This is a genomic window from Pantoea jilinensis (assembly GCF_019104105.1).
Classification (GTDB): domain Bacteria; phylum Pseudomonadota; class Gammaproteobacteria; order Enterobacterales; family Enterobacteriaceae; genus Pantoea; species Pantoea eucalypti.
Genome location: NZ_CP077746.1, coordinates 3,722,381 through 3,741,753 on the forward strand (window position 1 = coordinate 3,722,381; position 19,373 = coordinate 3,741,753).

The following is a 19,373-nucleotide window of genomic DNA, read 5'->3' on the forward strand; positions in this document are numbered from 1 at the left end:
ACACGTTCAGGCTGGGACGCTGTGGCGGGCGGGAAAAAAAGCGAGGCAGAGGCAGGAGGAGAATGGTGCAGAGCGCGGGCCGACCTTCCCGTCTGCTGGCTGTGACGGGAAGATCTTATCAGGCATCAGCTGGCCATCGCCAAGGGGAACAGCAGCCGATCCGGCTCGACGCGACGCTGACGGCGCAACTGGCCCGGCGTCATCATGAAATAGTTTTTAAAGGTGCGGGTGTAGGCCTGCTGGGTATCGAAGCCGTAGTTCATCGCCACCTGCAGTATCGCTTCGTTGCTGCTCAGCAACGTGAGCGCAGACTCGGTCAGGCGGCGCTGACGGATATATTCTGCCAGTGAAAAACCAGTATGCTGTCGAAACAGGCGTTGCAGATGCCAGCGCGAATAGCCTGAGCGGCGCGCCACTTCATCCAGGTGCAGATCGTGTCCTAAGTTATTCTCAATCCAGTCCAGCAAACTCCGAATAAACTCGCGCTGATTCATGGTTCCTCCTGTCGATTCTGATGTGCAGTGGAACCACTTTACTTGTTTAAATTTATCCCTTAATTAGCAGAAAATTAGCGCAGAATTAGCAAGGACGGAAACGGGTGCCGCATTGCGCGGCCAGACGCGACTCCAGCAAAACGTTAAGGCCGGCAGACTGCCAAAATAATTTGTGCTGAGGCAAGGGCGAATCCCCAAGAGCTGACATCAGTCAGTGAATGGGGTGAGCAAAAGCAGCCAGTGCCGCCACAGTGCGAAGTAAGAGAACAGCGGTCCGCCAAAATAATTCGTGCTGTGGCAAGGCGGCAAATGCGCGAATCCCCGGGAGCTGACATCAGTCAGTGACTGGGGTGAGCAAAAGCAGCCAACGCCGCCACAGTGCGAAGTATGACGGCGGAAGGATAATTCTGGCCTAACAATTAGTGAGTAAACTCTCTCTTATCTTTATGAAGGAGATCAGCCATGCGCGTGTTACTGGTTGAAGATGATGAAATGATCGGCGCTAACCTGCAGCAGGCACTGCAGGGCGCGGGCTGGTCGGTGGATTGGGTGCGCGATGGCGTCTATGCCCAGAACGCCTGGAGCGAAGGCGGCTACAGCTGCGTGCTGCTCGATCTCGGCTTACCACGGGATGATGGCCTGCAGGTCCTGCGCCGGGCGCGCGGGCGCGGCGACGCGACGCCAGTACTCATTCTTACTGCACGCGACACGGTGGCGCAGCGGATTCAGGGACTCGACAGCGGTGCTGACGACTACCTGCTTAAACCGTTCGATTTACAGGAAGTCATGGCCCGGATGCGCGCCATTACCCGACGCAGCCACGGCGCGGCAGATTCCGTATTGGGCAGCGGCGATGTGCAGCTGGATATGATGACCCGTGAAGTGCTCTACAAAGGCCAGCGTGAACAGCTTACGGCGCGCGAATATGCCCTGCTCTACGCCCTGCTGGAGCGGCCGGGCGCTATTCTGTCACGCGAGCAGCTGGAAAACCGTATCTATGGCTGGGGCGATGAAGTCAGCAGCAACGCGGTGGATGTGTTGATCCACGGGATGCGCCGCAAGCTGGATAACGACGTGATCCGCAACGTGCGCGGTCTGGGCTGGCGGGTGCCGGCAATATGAAACCTTTTCGCTTTATGCGCTCACTGCGCAACAAATTACTCTCTACGCTGCTGATTATTCATCTGCTGATGATCGGTGGCGTCACCTGGTATTTCTTCAGCTGCTACGGCGATATGGTCGGCACCATGAAGGACGATCAGCTGGCCAAAATCGCGGATGCCTGGTCCACCAATAAACAGATGCCCGCCCTGATGCCGATGCTTATTGCGCCTGACAAGGCGAAAAGCGCCTTTGTGGTGCAGCTATGGGACGATCAGGGTCAGTTGCGCGCCAGCTCATGGCCGGAGCTGCAGGCCCCGCTGCAAAACCAGCGTGGCTATCGCGACGTCCATATCGGTCAGTGCGACGACTGTGAATGGCGCATCTATACCCGGCCCGGCTTGCCTGGCAGTGAGATTAAAACCATTCAGGTGATGCACAACCTCAGCTACATGAAGGCATTGATGGTCAAGCGGGCGCTGTCGGCGATCATTCCGATGATCCTGATGATGCCGCTGTCGCTGCTGGTGATCTGGCTGGTCGTACGCAAGATCACCCGGGATCTGCAGGTCGCTTCGCGTCAGATTGCCGCGCAGGAGACGCATCATCCGCACAACGTCTCACCGGAAGGTTTACCGGATGAGATCCTGCCGCTGGTGGCCGCCTATAACTCGCTGCTGAGTAAACTGCGTGAGGCCTGGTCGTCACAGCGTCAGTTCCTGGAAGATGCCGCCCATGAACTGCGCACGCCGGTAACGGCCGTGACGTTACAGCTGGAAAACCTGCGTCAGCATATTCAGCCAGGCGAAGCGAGCCGGCAGTTCAGCCAGCTGGAAGCGGGCGTGACACGTACCCGTCACCTGGTCACGCAATTACTCAATGTCTCACGCCAGGATGACCAGAGCGTGGTCGCCAGCGTTGAGCATATCGAACTGGAAGATCTGCTGAAAGAGAGCATTGAGCAGCTGATGGTCGTGGCGGATAAACGCGGCATCGATATCGGCTTTAATGGCTCCACGCAGTACCGTCTGCAGGCCAGCCGTTCCGAGCTGCGAAGCCTGTTCGATAATCTGATTGGTAACGCCATGCTACACACCCCGGAAGGTAGCCTGGTCGATGTACTGCTGCATCGGGTTGCCGGAAAGACCGTGGTCGATATTGTGGATAACGGGCCGGGCATGCCGGAATCCTTTATCGAGCGCGCATTTGATCGCTTTACCCGTTCGCCTGACGTTAAAGCCCAGGGTAGCGGCCTGGGATTATCCATTGTGCGCAACGTCGCTCAAAAGCATCAGATTCACGTCGCCCTTTCCAATTGCCTCTCGCCACAGGGTGCAATTTGTGGTTTGCAGGTTCGCGTTACACTTCCCTGATTCCCGCTGTTTGATCACGAACCAGACAACGTAAACGGTTGCCTGGTTCCGTTCGATCCACGCCGTTATTGTGAATCTCATCACATTTTAGCTGAATTGTAATGCAACACTTTTTGACAAACGTGAGCAAAATCTATTTTCTATCGATCTGTTACAGGCACGCTACGCGGGCTGAAGAACTGGCTGTTATTTGCTGTGAAACCCTCATTCCCATCAAGGGACCGATTTTTCTCTGACTGCGTCTGCTGTGCGGCGGTCAAAAGCATGTGGCTGATAATAATGAAATATAAAACGTTGATAGCAGGTGCCGTGCTGGCATGTTCATTGAGTGGTGCTGCGCAGGCAGCGGAAAGCGATCCGCAGTATGTCTCCGACTGGTGGCATCAGAGCGTAAACGTGGTCGGTAGTTACCACACGCGTTTCGGACCGCAGTTTAACAACGACGTTTATCTGGAATATGAAGCGTTTGCCAGGAAAGACTGGTTTGATTTCTACGGCTATCTCGACGTGCCTAACTTCTTCGGCGTGGGCAACAGCAATGCCAATGGCGTGTTCGACCACGGTTCACCGATGTTTATGGAGATTGAACCACGCTTCTCTATCGACAAGCTGACCGGCACCAGCCTGGCCTTTGGCCCGTTCAAAGAGTGGTATTTCGCCAACAACTACATTTACGACATGGGCCGTAACAGCGATAACCGCCAGAACACCTGGTACATGGGTCTGGGCACCGATATCGATACGCACAGCGATGTCGGCCTGTCGCTGAACGTCTATGCCAAATATCAGTGGGAAAACTACGGCGCGGCGAACGAAAACAGCTGGGATGGCTATCGCTTTAAGGTGAAATACTTCGTGCCAATCACCACGCTGTGGGGTGGTAACCTGGGCTATGTGGGCTTCACCAACTTCGACTGGGGTTCCGATCTCAATGAGAAAGGCGGTTCATCACGCACCAGCAACTCTATTGCCTCCAGCCACATTCTGTCCCTGGGTTACGATCACTGGCACTTCTCTGCGGTGGCGCGTTACTTCCATAACGGCGGACAGTGGGCGGATGGCCAGGAGCTGAACTTCGGCAAGGGTCCGTTTGAAGTGAAATCGACCGGCTGGGGTTACTACCTGGTGGCGGGTTATAACTTCTGATAATAGCGGGCGGTTGCAACAACCGCCCGTTTAGTCGGTGAGCTGGCCCAGGACATCACGCATCAGGGCCAGCTTTTCAGCTGCAGGCTAATCTGATAAGCACTGCATCTGCTCTGCATTTAATTCTGCGGCTTCTCAACATTGATGCGCCATGGAATGTTGAATTTATCAATGAACATCGCGAATCCGTTCGACCAGAACGTCTCCTGCCATGGCGTCGTCACTTTGCCGCCTGCCGATAATTTCTCAAACCAGGCTTTGCCCTTTTCAACATCATGGGTAGAGAGGCTGACCGCGTAACCCGCATGCTCTGACGCTGGCGGATGTTCGGTATTGCCATCGCTGAGCATCAGCTCACCGTCACCAATGCGTAATTGCGCATGCATGATCTTTTCTGGCGGCTGTGGCGCTGCGGACTCATCGCCGACCTGCTCACCCTGATCCGGCATATCACCGAATTTCATTTTAGAGAGTAACTCTCCACCGGTTGCCTGCAGGTAAAAGTCGATAGCCTCTTCACAACGGCCATAGAGAAACAGATAAGGACTAACTTGCATCGTAACCTCTATTTGTCGGTTGGATTTTTTCAGTACCTTAACAGTGTAGACGATCGACTTTACGTACTGATTTTACTGACAATAACGGCGAAAGAGTTGTGCCATATAACTGCTCATTGGGGTCAGCGTCGTGTCTTTGCGCTGAATCAGATAGAAGATCGCTTTCGGCAAAGGGTCATCGAGCGACAGTGCCACCAGCGAACGGCCCAGAATGGGATCGTCAATCACGTCGACCGACAGAATACTGATGAAATCACTTTGTGCCACCAGGCTGGTGCAGGCCATAAAGGTTTCACAGGTCACCACGATTTTAGGTGCCATGCCGCGCTCGCCAAACAGATCGTGCAGCAAGCGATAGTAACTGCCTTTCGGGGTTGGCATCGTCCAGTCTGCCTGCTGTAATTCTGCCAGAGAACGGGCTTTCTCCAGCGGATGGCCTTTGCGCACCACCACTTTGTACTCGCGCTCCATTACCCGCTCATACATCAGCTCCTGATCGAGATGGCTCTGGTCATACGTATTGATAGTGAAATCGAGCGCCCCCTGACGCAGCTCATGCACCATAGAGACCAGCTGGCCTTCAACAATGCGCACCTTCACGAGTGGGTATTCGCGATGAAACTGGTTTATCACCTGCGGCATGATGGTGCGGGCCACGCTGCCACCCACGCCAATATTCACCTGACCGCCGCCCAGCCCCAGTCGCTGCTGGATATCCTCTTCGGCGACCCGCAGCTCTGCCAGTACCAGGCTGGCATGACGAAAAAAGTTATCACCGATATCGGTCAGCACGACACCCTGCTGACGGCGGATAAACAGCTTTGCCCCCAACTCGCGCTCCAGCTCCTGAATCGCTTTGGTTAACGCCGGTTGCGACAGCCCGGAAAGTCGGCTTGCCGCCCGGATACTGCCCTGTCGCGCCACGTCAGTGAAAGCGCGCAGCTGATGAAGTTTGAGATTGGCAGACATAGTTTTTCGATAACCGTTGTTTATCAGTCACAAGATATTCGCATCTTATGCCGCCCAACTCCATTGTGTAGATTCGATGCAGTGCATAAAAAATCAACAACGAGGAGAGAGCCGATGAGACCCCTTTCAGAGCACGTCTGCGCCCTGCTGCCAAAGCTGCAACAGTGGCGTCGCGACTTCCATCACTACGCCGAATCGGGCTGGCTGGAGTTCCGCACCGCGACGTTAGTCGCAGAAGAACTGCATAAGCTCGGTTATCAACTGGAGCTGGGCCGTGAAGTGATCGACGCCGATGCGCGGATGGGCTTACCTGACGAAGCCGTACTGAAGCAGCAGGAGGCGCGCGCTCTAAAGCAGGGCGCGCTACAGCAGTGGATCAGCCACTTCTCCGGCGGATTCTGCGGCATTGTGGCGACACTTGAGACCGGTCGCCCCGGTCCGGTGATGGGCTTTCGCGTCGATATGGATGCACTGGATCTCAATGAAAGCCAGGCCGACGATCATCTGCCACAGCGTGAAGGGTTCGCCTCCTGCAACGCCGGCATGATGCACGCCTGCGCCCATGACGGTCACACCACCATTGGTCTGGGCCTCGCTTCCGTGCTGATGGCGATGAAAGATGAACTCAGCGGCACAATCAAACTGATCTTCCAGCCCGCCGAAGAGGGTGTGCGTGGTGCCAAAGCGATGGTCGCGGCGGGCGTGGTCGATGACGTTGAGCGTTTCACCGCAATTCATATCGGTACCGGCGTGCCGGCAGGCGAAGTGGTATGCGGCAGCGACAGCTTCCTGGCTACTACCAAGCTGGATGTTCACTTCACCGGCGTCGGTGCTCATGCGGGCGGTCGCCCGGAAGAGGGTCGCAACGCCCTGCTGGCTGCCGCACAGGCGACGCTGGCGCTGCATGGCTTAACACAGCACAGCGGCGGCGTGGCGCGGGTTAACGTTGGCGTGCTACAGGCAGGAACCGGCCGCAATGTGGTGGCCGACTGCGCCCTGCTGAAAGTCGAAACCCGTGGCGTCACTAATCAGGTTAATGACGATATTTATCAGCAGGCGCTGCGGGTGATTGACGGTGCAGCCGCGATGTATGGCGTTGAGCAGCAGGTTTCATTAATGGGTGCTGCACGCAGCTGTACCCCGACACAGCCGTGGGTCGATTTTATCCATCAGCAGGCAGATGCACTCGGCATATTCGACTCTGTGGTCGATCGTAAAGCGCAGGCGGCAGGTTCGGAGGATGCCACTTACATGATGGAGCGCGTAAAGCAGCGTGGCGGTCAGGCCTCTTACGTCATTTTTGGCTGTGACCTGGCGGCGGGTCACCACAATGCGAAATTCGACTTTGATGAGCGGGTCATGCCAGACGCCATCACGTTGCTGGCAACACTGGCGCTGAATCAGGCACAGTTCGGAGGATCACAATGATTGAAGCATTTATTGCCGGGTATATCGATCGCCATCAGCTCCGCTTCAGCACGCTCAGTGACGCTATCTGGGACACGCCGGAAACCCGTTTTGCCGAAACCCGATCCTCTGCTCTGCTGGCTGACGCGCTGGAAAAAGAAGGATTCACTGTGGAACGCGGTGTGGGTGGCATCGACACCGCCTTTATCGCCAGCGTGGGCAGCGGCAAGCCGGTGCTCGCTATCCTCGGCGAGTTCGATGCGCTGGCTGGTCTGAGCCAGCAGTCGGGCTGTGCACGGCCGCAGCCGCTGGAGGCTAACGGCAACGGACACGGCTGCGGCCACAACCTGCTCGGTACAGCAGGTGTAGCCGCGGTGTGCGCCGTAAAAGCCTGGATGGAACAGCATCACACGGGCGGCACGGTTCGCTTTTACGGTTGCCCTGGCGAAGAAGGCGGATCGGGCAAAACTTTTATGGTGCGCGAAGGGCTGTTTGACGACGTTGATGCCGCGGTAACCTGGCATCCTGAAGGCTTCAGCGGCATGTTCAATTTGCGCACGCTCGCCAATATCCAGGCGGCGTTCAGCTTTAAAGGCATCGCGGCGCACGCGGCCAACTCTCCCCACCTGGGCCGCAGCGCGCTGGATGCCGTCACGCTGATGAATACCGGTGCCAACTTTCTGCGCGAGCATATCGTGCAGGAAGCGCGTCTGCACTACGCCATCACCAATAGCGGTGGCGTTTCACCGAATGTGGTGCAGGCCGATGCAGAGGTGCTTTACCTGATTCGCGCCCCGGAACTGCCGCAGGCGCAGGCGATCTACGAACGGGTGATTAACATCGCCAGGGGCGCTGCACTGATGACCGACACCACGCTGACCGTGCGTTTTGACAAAGCCTGTTCAGACTACGTGCCTAATCGTGCACTTGAAGCGGTCATGGAGCGCTATTTGCATCAGTTTGGTTTGCCCGACTACAGCGACGAAGAGCGCGCGTTTGCGGCGGAACTGCGTGCCACTCTGACCGATGACGATCTGCGCAACGCCCGGCTCAATGCCGCCCGTACGGGTGGCGAAGCCGGTCATGCCTGGGCTGCGCAACTGGGCAATAAGCTGTTCATGGATGAGGTCGCGCCCTATGCGGTTACGCGTGAGCTGCTGTATGGCTCCACCGATGTCGGCGATGTCAGCTGGGTGACGCCGACCGCACAGTGCTTTGCGCCCTGTTTTACCTTCGGCACGCCGCTGCACACCTGGCAACTGGTGGCGCAGGGCCGCACCACTATCGGGCATAAGGGGATGTTTCTGGCAGGCAAAGTGATGGCGGCCACGGTGTTAACACTGCTAACGGATCCGCAGGCGCTGGCTGGCTGCCGGGCCGAGTTTGAACGGGTGCGCGCCGCGCAGCCTTATATCTGTCCGATCCCGGCGGGGATCACACCAACAAAACTAGCCGAATGAGCCACCGGCCGTGTCTCTGACACGGACCACTATAAAAATAGTGCAAACACATCCCTGCTTCAGCGGAGCCGACTCTGAACTCACCGTCGGTCATATACCATGACCGACGCCAGACCGGGCCTGCGCCGATAGGGGAAACACAAGACGAGAACCCATACCATGGAAGCAACATCCGAGAACCGAAGCCCCGGCAGGCTCTTCAGCTGGATCGAGCGTGTGGGCAATAAAGTGCCCAACCCGTTCTTACTGTTTGTTTATTTGATCGTGGTGCTGATGGTGGCAACCGCCATTATCAGTGCACTGGATCTGGCGGTAAAGAACCCCAGTAACGGTGAAATGGTGCGGGTGAACAACCTGCTGAGCGTCGCAGGCATTCAGTGGATCCTGCCCAATATCATCAAAAACTTCAGCAGCTTCACCCCGCTGGGATCGATTCTGGCGCTGGTGATTGGTGCCGGTCTGGCGGAAAAAGTCGGCCTGCTACAGTCACTGATGGTGAAGATGGCGTCGCGCGTCAGCCGTCGTTACGCCAGCTATATGGTGCTGTTTATCGCCTTCTTCAGCCATATTTCCTCGGATGCTGCGCTGGTGGTGATGCCGCCACTTGGTGCGCTGATCTTCCTGGCAGTGGGCCGTCATCCGGTTGCAGGCCTGCTGGCGGCCATTGCCGGCGTCGCCTCTGGCTTTACCGCCAATCTGCTGATTGTCACCACCGATGTGCTGCTCTCGGGCATCAGCACCGAAGCGGCTAAAGCCGTCAGCGATACGGTGCATGTCAGCGTCATCGACAACTGGTTCTTTATGGCGACCTCGGTGATTGTGCTGACGATAGTGGGCGCGCTGCTCACTGATAAATTCGTCGAGCCGCGCCTGCCGCAGTGGCAGGGCAACGGTGAGAAGCTGGCGGCACTGACGCCTCTGGAGAACCGCGGTTTGCGGGCCGCCGGGATCGCCGCGCTGCTGTTTATCGCCCTGATGGCGCTGCTGGTGGTGCCCGAAAATGCACCGCTACGCAATCCCACCACCGGCGCCATCATTCCTTCGCCTTTTATTCAGGGCATTGTGCCCATCATCATTCTGTTCTTCTTTGTGGTGGCGATTGCTTACGGCGTGGTGACACGGCAGATCCGCCGTCCGGATGATATCCCGCAGCTGCTGGTCGATCCGATGAAGGGCATGGCGGGCTTTATTGTGATGGTGTTTCCGCTGTCGCAGTTCGTGGCGTTCTTCAACTGGAGCAACATGGGAAAATTCATGGCAATCGGGCTGACCGATGTGCTGGAAAGCGCAGGCGTCAGCGGCGCGCCCGCCTTTCTGGGCCTGATGTTCCTGTCGGCGTTTCTCTGTATGTTTATCGCCAGCGGCTCAGCAATCTGGTCAATTCTGGCGCCGGTCTTTGTGCCGATGTTTATGCTGCTCGGCTTTCATCCCGCCTTCGCTCAGATGATTTTCCGCATCGCTGACTCCGCCGTACTGCCGCTGGCACCCATGTCGCCCTTCCTGCCGCTGTTCCTGGCCTTTTTGCAGCGTTATCAGAAAGATGCGCAGCTCGGCACCTATTACGTGCTGATTTTCCCCTATCCGCTGGTGTTCTTTATCAGCTGGATAGCGCTGCTGATGGTGTGGTATCTGCTGGGTCTGCCAATTGGGCCGGGTGTCTGGCCGAAACTGCCTTAAGTCTCAGTGCCACCGATGCAGGCATTATCGGTGGCGCTTTCTCTCTTTTCCGGCTGGGGGATATCGGGGCATGGGTTGAGTGCCCGAATAGCCTTCACATCGGCCACCGTATAGCGCGTAACACGACCAGGCACCCGGACGCCGTTTTTGATCTCAACAGCTTCTTCCAGCGATGCTTTCAGCTCGTCAAAAAAACTCACGTTAACCTCATCTTTCCGTAATTGGGTCTGCTTCTTCAGCTCAGCTTTTTCCGCGTCCGTGAAGAAAGTGTCACAAAGCGGGACTATGCTAGCGCAAGGACGCCATTTGCATCCATGCGGACCTGCCCTCACGTGACCGGGCTGAGAGACAGACCGGTATTTGCGGCATGCAGATGCTGCTCCAGTCGTCGCTGCCGGAGTACGTGCGCCACAGATGGCAAAACCTGCAACGTACATTGCTAAATCGTCAGCAACACCCCGCTCGGCAACGGCGGATGAATTGATTATTCTGCTATTTCTTCGCTTGCTAACGGTTAACTCTGTTAGTCCTTATCTGACCGGCTGCGAGTCGTCTCCACACTGCCTGAGGTTCATGCTGAAATGACCACTACCTCCACCAGCCTGCCGCCACTGCACGCTTCACCGGCGGCCCGCAACAGCTTAGCCGCACGGGTTGATGCGCTGCCCTCCTCCACCGGTTTGTGGCGCTTTATTACGCTGCTGGCGCTGGGCGGTTTTTTTGAGCTTTATGACCTGTTTGAAACCGGCTATATCAGCACCGGCCTGCTATCCGCAGGCGTATTTCACACCGGCGCGGCAGGCGTGCTGGGCTTCTCCGATCAGGCGGCATTCGCCTCGGCCACTTTTCTCGGCCTGTTTTTCGGTGCCAGCCTGCTGGCGCCCTACGCTGACCGCTTTGGTCGCCGTCTGACCTTTATGTGTGCGCTGCTGTGGTATGGGCTGTTTTCACTGCTGATGGCGTTCCAGCAGAGTGCGGAGATGATTATTCTGTTCCGATTCCTGGTGGGGATCGGGCTGGGCGTCGAGCTGGTGACCATTGACACCTATCTGTCGGAGTGGGTGCCGACCCATCTTCGCAGCCGCGCCTTTGCCTTCTCTTTTTTCGTGCAGTTTTTGTCGGTACCCGCCGTGGCGCTGATGTCCTGGTGGCTGATTCCGCAAACGCTGCTCAGTCTTGAAGGCTGGCGCTGGGTGGTGATCGCAGGCGCGGTCTGTTCACTGGTGATCTGGCTGGTGCGCAGAAATCTGCCGGAGTCGGCACGCTGGCTGGCGCAGCAGGGCCGTCATCAGGAGGCGCATCAGGTATTGTCCACGATGGAGCAGCGCTGTGGTATCCCGGCTGGCCCCGCTGTTCAGCCCGATGACGCCGCAGGGCAGCTGCCAAAACGAGGGCGTTTCAGCGAGATATGGTCACCCGCTTACCGCAAGCGCACCCTGATGCTGGTGGTGATGAACTTTTTCCAGGCGATCGGCTTTTTCGGCTTTGGTAACTGGCTGCCTGCGCTGCTGTCAGGCAACGGTGCCACGGTGACGCACAGTTTGCTTTATGCCTTCTTCATCACGCTGGCCTATCCGCTCGGTTCGCTGATCTGCAGCCGCTACGCTGACAAGCTGGAGAATAAGTGGCAGATCGTCCTGTCGTCGCTGATGACGGTGGTGTTCGGCACGCTGTTCGCCTTCCAGACGCAGCCAGTGTTGCTGATTCTCTGCGGCTTCCTGATCACCTGGTCCAACGCCTGGCTGACCTTCAGCTTCCACGCCTATCAGACCGAGATCTTCCCGACCCATATCCGCGCGCGGGCAGTCGGCTTCTGCTACTCCTTCAGTCGCCTTTCTACGGTCTTCAGCAGTATTCTGATTGGGGTGATATTGCAGTATGCCGGCACGCCAGGCGTAATCACCTTTATCGTGCTGAGCATGGTGATGGTGATGCTGTCGGTAGGGATTTACGGGCCGAAAACACGCGGAATCGATCTGGAGAATATTTAAAAAAAAGGCCGTCATCCTGTTGATGACGGCCTCTGTTACTGTCGGTTATTTACCTTCCAGTACGCTGATATCCGCACTGCCCAACCGATCTTTCTCATCTTTACGCAGCTCAGCGACCTGTTTCGCGCTGACCTGTTTTGACGCCGTGTTGCCCCAGCTGTTGCGCACGAAGTTCACCACGTCCGCCACCTGCTGATCGTTCAGACGCCAGCCAAATGCTGGCATAGTAATGGTCGAGGGCGCGCCATTCACGCCAGGCAACTGCCCGCCCACCAGCACGATATGGATCAGGGAGGTGAGATCGTCCGCCAGAACGACCGGATTACCGCGCAGCGCTGGATAGAAGCGTTTATAGCCACTGCCATCGGTTTTATGACATGCCGCGCAGCTGTCAACGTAGGTTGCAGCACCCGTCTGGCTGTCATCACCACGCCACAGCGCTTTTGCCGTGGCATCATCCACGCTGAACGCTGCCTGATGGGGATCTTTCGCACCCAGTGACTTCAGATAGCGCGCAATTGCCGTGATATCAGACTCGCTCAGGTGTTGCAGACTGTGTTCCACCACATCAGTCATGCCACCGAACGCGGCAGTCTGATCGTTGCGGCCATAACGCAGGAACTGACGCAGATCGTCTTCGCTCCAGCGCCCCAGCCCATCGCGGTTATCGCCGCGCAGGTTGCTGGCGGTCCAGCCATCAATAGGAGCACTGCTGCCCGCCAGATAGTCGCTGCCCTCTTCGTTAGTCAGCGCCTTCTCCTGCATGGTGATGCTACGCGGTGTATGACAGGCCCCGCAGTGGCCCAGTCCTTCAACCAGATAGCGACCGCGTGCCAGCACCGGATCTTCCTCTGCTGCAGGCTGGAATGCTTTCACGTCGGGCGCAAAAATCCCGCGCCAGACCGCCAGCGGCCAGCGCATCGATAGCGGCCAGGGAATGTCGCTCTCCCGATTTGGCTGATTAACCGCCGCAACGCCATGCATGAAGTAAGCGTAAAGCGCCTTCATGTCTTCATCGCTGACCACGGCGTAGGAGGGATAGGGCATCGCCGGATAGAGCGTTTCGCCGTTTTTCGCTACGCCGTGACGCACCGCTTTCTGGAAGTCGTCGTAGCTGTATTCACCAATGCCGGTGTCGCGATCGGGCGTAATGTTGGTGGAGTAGATAGTGCCAATGGGTGTCGCCATCGGCAGACCACCGGCAAACGCCGCGCCGCCTTTGCTGGTGTGGCAGGCAACACAGTCCCCGGCACGCGCCAGATACTCACCCCGTTTAACCAGATCGTCCTGGTTGCTCTCCGCCAGTGCGGCAAACGTCAGGGAGCCAAGAATCAGAGCCAGAATGCTATTTTTCATCGCCATATCCTTATGCCTGCACCAGTGGGCCGGGGTTTTTCAGGTAGTGTTCGCGAATCGCTTTGGCTGACCAGTAAGTCAGCGCCGCCACCATGCCGGTCGGGTTGTAACCCAGTCCCTGCGGGAAGGCAGATGCGCCTGGAACAAAGACATTCGGCACATCCCAGCTTTGCAGATAACGGTTAACCGCACTGGTTTTGGGATCGTCGCCCATGATCGCCCCGCCGCTGATATGGGTGGTCTGATACACCGTGGAGTCAAAATGGGTGCCCGGCTTTTTCGCGCCGCCGATGATCATCTTTGGATTCATCGCTTCAGCAATATTGCGCATCTTACCGACCATAAACTGCGCCATTTTGATGTCGTTATCCTGCCAGTCAAAGGTCATGCGCAGCAGCGGCTGCCCATAGGCATCCTTGTAGTTAGGATCGAGATCGAGGTAATTGGCGCGATAGGACTGGTGAGCGCCATGCGCATCCATCGACAGGTGATGCGTGTAGGTGTCCGCTACCGCCGCTTTCCATTTGCTGCCCCAGTTAGGCGTACCCGCAGGCACTGGCAGGCCAGAGATCGGTTTGGTGCCCGCCTGGTTGACCCAGAATGGCGAACCGCCGACAAAGCCCAGTGGCCCATGGTCGAAGTTATCCGCGTTGAAATCATCCACCGCGACGCCTGCACCACCCGCACCGATAAACGGATTGGTGGTGGTGTTTTTATCAAACAGCGCCTTGAGCGTAGAGAGGTTCTGATAGGCGAAGTTACGGCCCACAGTGCCTTCGTTGGTCATCGGATTGTACGGTTTGCCGATGCCCGACAGCAGCATCAGATGCACATTGTGGAACTGGAAGGCGGAAAGGATGACCAGATCTGCGGGCTGAACCTGCTCACGGCCCTGTCCATCCACATAGGTCACGCCGGTGGCACGCGTTTTGTCATCGCTGAGATTGACCCGCAGTACATAGGAGTTGTTGCGCAGCTCAAACTTCGGCTCCTGACGCAGCGCGGGCAGGATATTGACGTTCGGCGACGCTTTGGAATACATGTAGCAGGCGTAGCCGCTGCAGTAACCGCAGAAGTTGCACGGCCCCATCTGCGCGCCATAGGTATTGGTGTACGGACCTGACGTATTGGCGGAGGGCAGATCATAAGGATGATAACCCACAGACTCTGCCGCCTGAGCAAACAACTGCGCCGAGTAAGTACGCTTCTGCGCGGGCAGCGGGAAGTTATCTGAGCGGTCGGGCGCAAACGGGTTACCACCTTTATCTTTGCCGACCACTTTACCTTTGATACTCCAGGCGCTGCCTGAGGTGCCAAAGACTTTTTCCGCCTTGTCGAAGAACGGCTCCAGTTCATCGTAGCTGACGCCAAAATCCTGAATCGTCATGCCTTCCGGAATGAAGTTTTTACCGTAGCGCTCTTCGTAATGGCTGCGCATCCGCAGCTCAACGGGATCAACACGGAAATGGACGCCTGACCAGTGCAGGCCTGCGCCACCGGTACCGGTGCCGGGCAAAAACGCGGCCAGCTGGCGATAAGGTACCGCCGTCTGAGAAGCGTCATGGCGAATCGTCACGGTGCTTTTGGAGAGGTCCTGGAACAGCTTTTTGCGGACGTTATAAGTCAGCTCATCAATGGACTGCGGATAGGATCCATCGGGATAGGTATCACGATGCGGCCCGCGCTCCAGCGCCAGTACGTTAAGGCCCGCTTCAGTCAGCTCTTTCGCCATAATCGCGCCTGCCCAGCCGAAGCCAACAATGACCGCATCCACTTTTTTCATTTCGTTTGCCATGCTTAGCTTCTCTCTCCGCGAATCGACACTGACGGGAACGGATACCGTTCGCCGCGCTCTACCCAGTCCATAAAGTCGGCGCGAGCGCCAGGGAAGTTGATCAGCTTCCAGCCGACCATGCCCTGATTCCCACCGTGGATAGGATCGCTAAAGAAGCCTTCACGGGTGTTCTGCAGCAGGAAGCTGAAGAAGACTTTTGCCGGCAGCTGGCTGAATTCCGCGCTGCCACTCTCCATCGCCTGCAATAAGGCATCCTGCTGCTCACCGCTGAGCTGAGCAAAGACCTTGCCGTGCTGCTTTTTGCTGTAATTATCCGCATCGGCCAGACCAAGACGGTAAATCTGCTGTGGCACCAGCGGCAGCTGATAGCCCAGCTCTTTCGGCAGGTCGGGATTAAACGGACCCTGCATATACCAGTTCGATCCCGTGGCATACGGCGTATTCATTTGACGATCGATAAATTCCGGCACGCCCGCTTCCAGCGCACCCGGTCCGCGTTCATCGCTGGGAATCAGGCGTGCCACGGCGGCGGTAATAAAGGCAAACTCTTCGGCGGTAAACCAGTTCGGCTGGTAATCACGTGCCTGCTGCGGTGCGGCCGGGGTTTTAGCCGCCTGCGCGGCCAGCGGAAGGGAGAACGCGCCCATTGCGGTGGAGCCTACCGCCATCGCAGGCGCCAGGGTAATTGTCTTCAGCAAAAAATCCCTGCGTGAATGACCCTTTTTTTGTTCTGACATGACATTGCCTCATTCCCGCACTCACTGGCGGTATGAAAAAGTGGTGGTTGCGTTGTAATGGTTTTTATCAGCAGATACAGGCGTGGCGCCTGCTTGTTACCGGTAACAAACCTGCATATTGTATCACTGCCATTCACAAAGATTTAGTTCAAAGAAACAAAATCGCACAATTTCATTAACATCTATCTTCTTCCTGTCATGAGCAGAAACAACAGACTACAGACAGCGACACGTCAAAAACGTTATAACAAGCAATACACAACAGCGGAGTACCTATGTTTAAGTCTTTTTTTCCGCGGCCAGCGCTGTTTTTCAGCTCTGCGGCTGTCTGGAGCTTATTAGCAATTTTTGCCTGGTTCGGCTTTGCCGCCCATCTGCCAGGCATCTGGCCCACTTTTGAAACCGCAATGAAGCAGCCCCTCCCAACGACGGCGGCGCGTTTTATTGCCGCAAGTCAGCTCTGGTTTTATCTCTATTACTGGATAATGGTAGCTATTTTTGCCGGGGCCTGGCGGCTTATTGATCCGCATCCATGGCGGCGCTGGTCTGTGTGGGGTTCTGCGCTGATCATCTTTGTCACCTGGTTTGGCGTGCAGGTAGGTGTCGCCATTAATGCCTGGTATGGCCCGTTCTACGATCTGATTCAGAAAGCGCTGACCAAAGCGGGATCGGTGCAGATTGCAGAGTTTTACCATGAGGTTATCTCTTTTCTCGGCATCGCATTAATCGCGGTGGTGATTGGCGTACTCAACTCCTTCTTTATCAGCCACTGGGTTTTCCGCTGGCGTACGGCCATGAATAACTACTACATGCACAACTGGCAGCGCCTGCGTCATGTCGAAGGTGCTGCACAGCGTGTGCAGGAAGACACCATGCGGTTTGCAACCACGCTGGAAAACTGGGGGGTGAGTTTTATTCAGGCGATTATGACGCTGGTCGCGTTTTTGCCGGTGCTGGTCGCGCTGTCACATCATGTGAAAGATATTCCGATCCTCGGCAATATTCCTTACGCGCTGGTGATAGCCGCTGTGCTCTGGTCCGTATTCGGCACCGGGTTGCTGGCGCTGGTTGGGATTAAGCTGCCGGGGCTGGAGTTCCGCAATCAGCGGGTTGAAGCCGCCTACCGTAAAGAGCTGGTTTACGGAGAAGACAATGCCGATCGCGCCGGGCCACAAACGGTGCAGGAGCTGTTCAGTCGGGTACGGGTTAACTACTTCCGACTCTATTTCCATTATCTCTATTTCAATATCACCCGCATTCTCTATCTGCAGGTCGATAATGTGTTTGGTCTTTTCCTGCTGTTCCCGTCGATTGTCGCGGGCACGATTACGCTGGGCTTACTCAACCAGATCACCAACGTGTTTGATCAGGTACGCGGCTCGTTCCAGTATCTGATCGCCTCCTGGTCAACGCTGATCGAACTGATGTCGATCTACAAGCGTCTGCGCAGCTTTGAGCAGATTCTGGATGATGTGCCGCACGATGAGATGATGCGCGAGGCATCGGAAGACGTGTAACGGGTGAGGATTGCCGTTTTTTGACATAAAAAAGCCACTCGTCAGAGTGGCTTTTTCGTTTGCAAAATCTGGAAGTAAAATCTTTTATTTCAGCAGAAACGCCGCCAGGACGCCCGAAGGCGTCCTGTCAGCATCAGAGGGTAAAGTGCAGCTTATTTCAGCAGCTCAGCAGTCATGTGAACGCCGTTGTTGGTGTAGGCTTCAGTGATTTTATATGAAGCACCAGCATCCTGAGCCTGCGCAGCGATTTTCGCTTCAGCACCGTCCAGCGTAGAGTCGACAGCGGTCACAGATTGGGCGAAGCTGGCGAATGGCAGAACAGAAAGGGCGATAACAGCTGCAAAAGTTTTGATAGATTTCATGGTCAATTCCTCGGTTAATTTTTATCAGGTAAGGCGTGCTGCCTTGTTGATAGATATATTAGCCCTGAAGTTGATCAGTAAAAAGCGGAGGGTTTTGCTTAACTCATTCAATAAAACTGATGATAAAAAGCACATTTCGCACAGTTATCACTCAAAAGGTTAATAATCCATATTCAATAAAAAAGGCAGCATAACGCGCTGCCTTCAGAGAATTATCCGTGATGCCTTACCCGGCTGAAGATAGTTAGCGCAGCCAGCAGCATTAGTACGCCGCTGGCAACAAACACACCGCCTGCGCCGCGCAGGTCAAACATCCAGCCGCCTGCCGCCGCACCAACGGTAATCGCCAGCTGGATAGTGGCAACCAGTAAACCGCCGCCCGATTCCGCATCATCCGGCACCGCGCGTGAAATCCACGTAGACCAGCCGGTTGGCATCGAACCAAACGCCATCCCCCAGATCGCCACGCCCGCGCCGACCAGCCAGCTGACATCACCAAAGCTCACCAGCAGCAGCGCGGTGATACTCATTAACAGCGCCATGCCACTCAGCGTCAGCGACACACTGCGGGTGACCAGATAACCGGCCAGCGAGGTGCCAAAGAAGTTCGCTACGCCAAAGGCCAGCAGCGCCAGCGACAGCTGATTGAGGTTGAGCTGCGCGACACCTTCCAGGAACGGACGCAGATAAGTAAAGAAGGCGAAGTGGCCGGTAAACATCATGATCACGGCCAGCATGCCCCACCGCATCACACCGATACGCAGCAGTGCCAGCACCCCGCCGTTGCGGGCTTTGTTCTCTGCCGGCATGGCGGGCAGCGTAAAGAATTGCCACAGCAGCGCCACCGCGCCCAGCCCGGCGGTCAGCATAAAGATGTTGCGCCAGCCGACCAGTCCACCGAGATAGCTGCCAAGCGGCGTAGCGATAATTGTCGCCAGCGAGATACCACTAAACACAATAGAGAGTGCACGTGGCACCTGATCGCTGGGCACCAGACGCATAGTGATAGCGGTTGAAAGTGTCCAGAAGCCACCAATGGCCATACCCAGCAGCACCCGCGCCAGCAGGATTACCGTCAGGTCAGCCGCAAAGGCCACCATCAGCGCAGAGGCGATCAGCAACAGTGAAAAAACCAGCATCACAATACGGCGGTCAATTCGCCGCGTGACGCTGCCGGTCACCAGGCTGGTAAACAGCGCGACCAGTGCAGTAATAGTGACGGTCTGTCCCGCCTGCCCTTCGGATACACCGAGACTGTGCGCCATCGGCGTCAACAGACTCACAGGTAAAAATTCGGCGGTGATGAGGCTGAACACCCCAAATGCCATGGCAAATACCGCACCCCACGCGGGACGGGTCGGCGAGGAAACCTCATCAGCCACTTCGGTTGTCAGACTCATGCTGCTTCTCCGGAAGATAAAAAAAGTGAGT

16 protein-coding genes and 1 pseudogene are annotated in these 19,373 nt (G+C 56.5%); 8 read left to right on the plus strand and 9 right to left on the minus strand.

The window, feature by feature from the left end; genetic code table 11:
* Positions 1 to 125: 125 nt before the first annotated feature.
* Complete coding sequence (locus KTJ90_RS17565) at positions 126 to 494, minus strand: helix-turn-helix domain-containing protein (protein ID WP_003855685.1); 369 nt, start codon at positions 492 to 494, stop codon at positions 126 to 128.
* 462 nt (positions 495 to 956) lie between these two features.
* Here KTJ90_RS17565 and KTJ90_RS17570 point away from each other — a divergent pair, with 462 nt between their 5' ends.
* From KTJ90_RS17570 to KTJ90_RS17580, 3 genes are all read left to right on the plus strand, one after another.
* Positions 957 to 1,616, plus strand: a complete 660-nt coding sequence (locus tag KTJ90_RS17570) for a response regulator (RefSeq protein WP_003855687.1) — start codon at positions 957 to 959, stop codon at positions 1,614 to 1,616.
* Positions 1,613 to 2,968, plus strand: coding sequence for a sensor histidine kinase (locus tag KTJ90_RS17575; RefSeq protein ID WP_003855688.1), 1,356 nt, complete (start codon positions 1,613 to 1,615; stop codon positions 2,966 to 2,968). The genes KTJ90_RS17570 and KTJ90_RS17575 overlap by 4 nt, the downstream gene beginning before the upstream one ends.
* Positions 2,969 to 3,247: 279 nt before the next feature.
* Positions 3,248 to 4,114, plus strand: coding sequence for a nucleoside-specific channel-forming protein Tsx (locus KTJ90_RS17580; protein ID WP_033743432.1), 867 nt, complete (start codon positions 3,248 to 3,250; stop codon positions 4,112 to 4,114).
* Between the two features lie 119 nt (positions 4,115 to 4,233).
* Here KTJ90_RS17580 and yjdN read toward each other — a convergent pair whose 3' ends face one another.
* Positions 4,234 to 4,671, minus strand: a complete 438-nt coding sequence (gene yjdN / locus KTJ90_RS17585) for a VOC family metalloprotein YjdN (protein WP_039660646.1) — start codon at positions 4,669 to 4,671, stop codon at positions 4,234 to 4,236.
* 72 nt (positions 4,672 to 4,743) lie between these two features.
* Complete coding sequence (locus tag KTJ90_RS17590) at positions 4,744 to 5,640, minus strand: LysR family transcriptional regulator (RefSeq protein ID WP_003855692.1); 897 nt, start codon at positions 5,638 to 5,640, stop codon at positions 4,744 to 4,746.
* A 114-nt stretch (positions 5,641 to 5,754) separates the two neighbouring features.
* Here KTJ90_RS17590 and KTJ90_RS17595 point away from each other — a divergent pair, with 114 nt between their 5' ends.
* From KTJ90_RS17595 to abgT, 3 genes are all read left to right on the plus strand, one after another.
* A complete protein-coding gene (locus KTJ90_RS17595; RefSeq protein ID WP_499025600.1) occupies positions 5,755 to 7,068 on the plus strand; it encodes a zinc-binding metallopeptidase family protein in 1,314 nt (437 codons plus the stop codon).
* A complete protein-coding gene (locus KTJ90_RS17600; protein ID WP_003855696.1) occupies positions 7,065 to 8,507 on the plus strand; it encodes a M20 family metallopeptidase in 1,443 nt (480 codons plus the stop codon). Before KTJ90_RS17595 ends, KTJ90_RS17600 begins: the two co-directional genes overlap by 4 nt.
* Positions 8,508 to 8,666: 159 nt before the next feature.
* Positions 8,667 to 10,184: a p-aminobenzoyl-glutamate transporter gene (abgT, locus tag KTJ90_RS17605; RefSeq protein ID WP_008926630.1), complete on the plus strand. Its 1,518-nt coding sequence runs from the start codon at positions 8,667 to 8,669 to the stop codon at positions 10,182 to 10,184.
* 80 nt (positions 10,185 to 10,264) lie between these two features.
* On the opposite strand, the pseudogene nadS reads toward abgT, so the two are convergent.
* A pseudogene (nadS, locus tag KTJ90_RS17610) lies at positions 10,265 to 10,384 on the minus strand (NadS family protein); the annotation flags it as partial.
* Positions 10,385 to 10,765: 381 nt separating this feature from the next.
* On the opposite strand from nadS, the gene KTJ90_RS17615 reads away from it, so the two are divergent.
* Positions 10,766 to 12,175, plus strand: a complete 1,410-nt coding sequence (locus tag KTJ90_RS17615; RefSeq protein WP_003855702.1) for an MFS transporter — start codon at positions 10,766 to 10,768, stop codon at positions 12,173 to 12,175.
* 45 nt (positions 12,176 to 12,220) lie between these two features.
* Here the strand turns inward: KTJ90_RS17615 and KTJ90_RS17620 are convergent, their stop codons facing one another.
* The 3 genes from KTJ90_RS17620 to KTJ90_RS17630 are packed head-to-tail and all read right to left on the minus strand — an operon-like array spanning position 12,221 to position 16,063.
* Positions 12,221 to 13,531 (minus strand): c-type cytochrome, encoded by a 1,311-nt coding sequence (locus KTJ90_RS17620; RefSeq protein WP_499025603.1) that lies wholly within the window; start codon positions 13,529 to 13,531, stop codon positions 12,221 to 12,223.
* A gap of 10 nt (positions 13,532 to 13,541) precedes the next feature.
* Entirely contained in the window at positions 13,542 to 15,326 is a 1,785-nt protein-coding gene (locus KTJ90_RS17625; RefSeq protein ID WP_039660652.1) for a GMC family oxidoreductase, read from the minus strand.
* Between the two features lie 2 nt (positions 15,327 to 15,328).
* Entirely contained in the window at positions 15,329 to 16,063 is a 735-nt protein-coding gene (locus tag KTJ90_RS17630; RefSeq protein WP_499025606.1) for a gluconate 2-dehydrogenase subunit 3 family protein, read from the minus strand.
* Positions 16,064 to 16,338: 275 nt separating this feature from the next.
* Here KTJ90_RS17630 and sbmA point away from each other — a divergent pair, with 275 nt between their 5' ends.
* Complete coding sequence (gene sbmA / locus KTJ90_RS17635) at positions 16,339 to 17,580, plus strand: peptide antibiotic transporter SbmA (protein WP_008926625.1); 1,242 nt, start codon at positions 16,339 to 16,341, stop codon at positions 17,578 to 17,580.
* Between the two features lie 152 nt (positions 17,581 to 17,732).
* On the opposite strand, the gene KTJ90_RS17640 is transcribed toward sbmA, so the two are convergent.
* Both KTJ90_RS17640 and KTJ90_RS17645 read right to left on the minus strand, forming a co-directional pair.
* Positions 17,733 to 17,942: a YdgH/BhsA/McbA family protein gene (locus KTJ90_RS17640; RefSeq protein WP_003855705.1), complete on the minus strand. Its 210-nt coding sequence runs from the start codon at positions 17,940 to 17,942 to the stop codon at positions 17,733 to 17,735.
* 212 nt (positions 17,943 to 18,154) lie between these two features.
* Complete coding sequence (locus KTJ90_RS17645; RefSeq protein ID WP_499025609.1) at positions 18,155 to 19,342, minus strand: MFS transporter; 1,188 nt, start codon at positions 19,340 to 19,342, stop codon at positions 18,155 to 18,157.
* Positions 19,343 to 19,373 lie beyond the last annotated feature (31 nt).

What these genes read in the sequence shown, in the direction of transcription:
- KTJ90_RS17640 (WP_003855705.1), bottom strand. Translation starts at nt 17,942, where the DNA reads ATGAAATCTATCAAAACTTTTGCAGCTGTTATCGCCCTTTCTGTTCTG.
- KTJ90_RS17625 (WP_039660652.1), bottom strand. Translation starts at nt 15,326, where the DNA reads ATGGCAAACGAAATGAAAAAAGTGGATGCGGTCATTGTTGGCTTCGGC.
- abgT (WP_008926630.1), top strand. Translation starts at nt 8,667, where the DNA reads ATGGAAGCAACATCCGAGAACCGAAGCCCCGGCAGGCTCTTCAGCTGG.
- KTJ90_RS17565 (WP_003855685.1), bottom strand. Translation starts at nt 494, where the DNA reads ATGAATCAGCGCGAGTTTATTCGGAGTTTGCTGGACTGGATTGAGAAT.
- KTJ90_RS17645 (WP_499025609.1), bottom strand. Translation starts at nt 19,342, where the DNA reads ATGAGTCTGACAACCGAAGTGGCTGATGAGGTTTCCTCGCCGACCCGT.
- KTJ90_RS17595 (WP_499025600.1), top strand. Translation starts at nt 5,755, where the DNA reads ATGAGACCCCTTTCAGAGCACGTCTGCGCCCTGCTGCCAAAGCTGCAA.
- KTJ90_RS17630 (WP_499025606.1), bottom strand. Translation starts at nt 16,063, where the DNA reads ATGTCAGAACAAAAAAAGGGTCATTCACGCAGGGATTTTTTGCTGAAG.
- sbmA (WP_008926625.1), top strand. Translation starts at nt 16,339, where the DNA reads ATGTTTAAGTCTTTTTTTCCGCGGCCAGCGCTGTTTTTCAGCTCTGCG.
- KTJ90_RS17580 (WP_033743432.1), top strand. Translation starts at nt 3,248, where the DNA reads ATGAAATATAAAACGTTGATAGCAGGTGCCGTGCTGGCATGTTCATTG.
- KTJ90_RS17600 (WP_003855696.1), top strand. Translation starts at nt 7,065, where the DNA reads ATGATTGAAGCATTTATTGCCGGGTATATCGATCGCCATCAGCTCCGC.
- KTJ90_RS17575 (WP_003855688.1), top strand. Translation starts at nt 1,613, where the DNA reads ATGAAACCTTTTCGCTTTATGCGCTCACTGCGCAACAAATTACTCTCT.
- KTJ90_RS17615 (WP_003855702.1), top strand. Translation starts at nt 10,766, where the DNA reads ATGACCACTACCTCCACCAGCCTGCCGCCACTGCACGCTTCACCGGCG.
- KTJ90_RS17590 (WP_003855692.1), bottom strand. Translation starts at nt 5,640, where the DNA reads ATGTCTGCCAATCTCAAACTTCATCAGCTGCGCGCTTTCACTGACGTG.
- yjdN (WP_039660646.1), bottom strand. Translation starts at nt 4,671, where the DNA reads ATGCAAGTTAGTCCTTATCTGTTTCTCTATGGCCGTTGTGAAGAGGCT.
- KTJ90_RS17570 (WP_003855687.1), top strand. Translation starts at nt 957, where the DNA reads ATGCGCGTGTTACTGGTTGAAGATGATGAAATGATCGGCGCTAACCTG.
- KTJ90_RS17620 (WP_499025603.1), bottom strand. Translation starts at nt 13,531, where the DNA reads ATGAAAAATAGCATTCTGGCTCTGATTCTTGGCTCCCTGACGTTTGCC.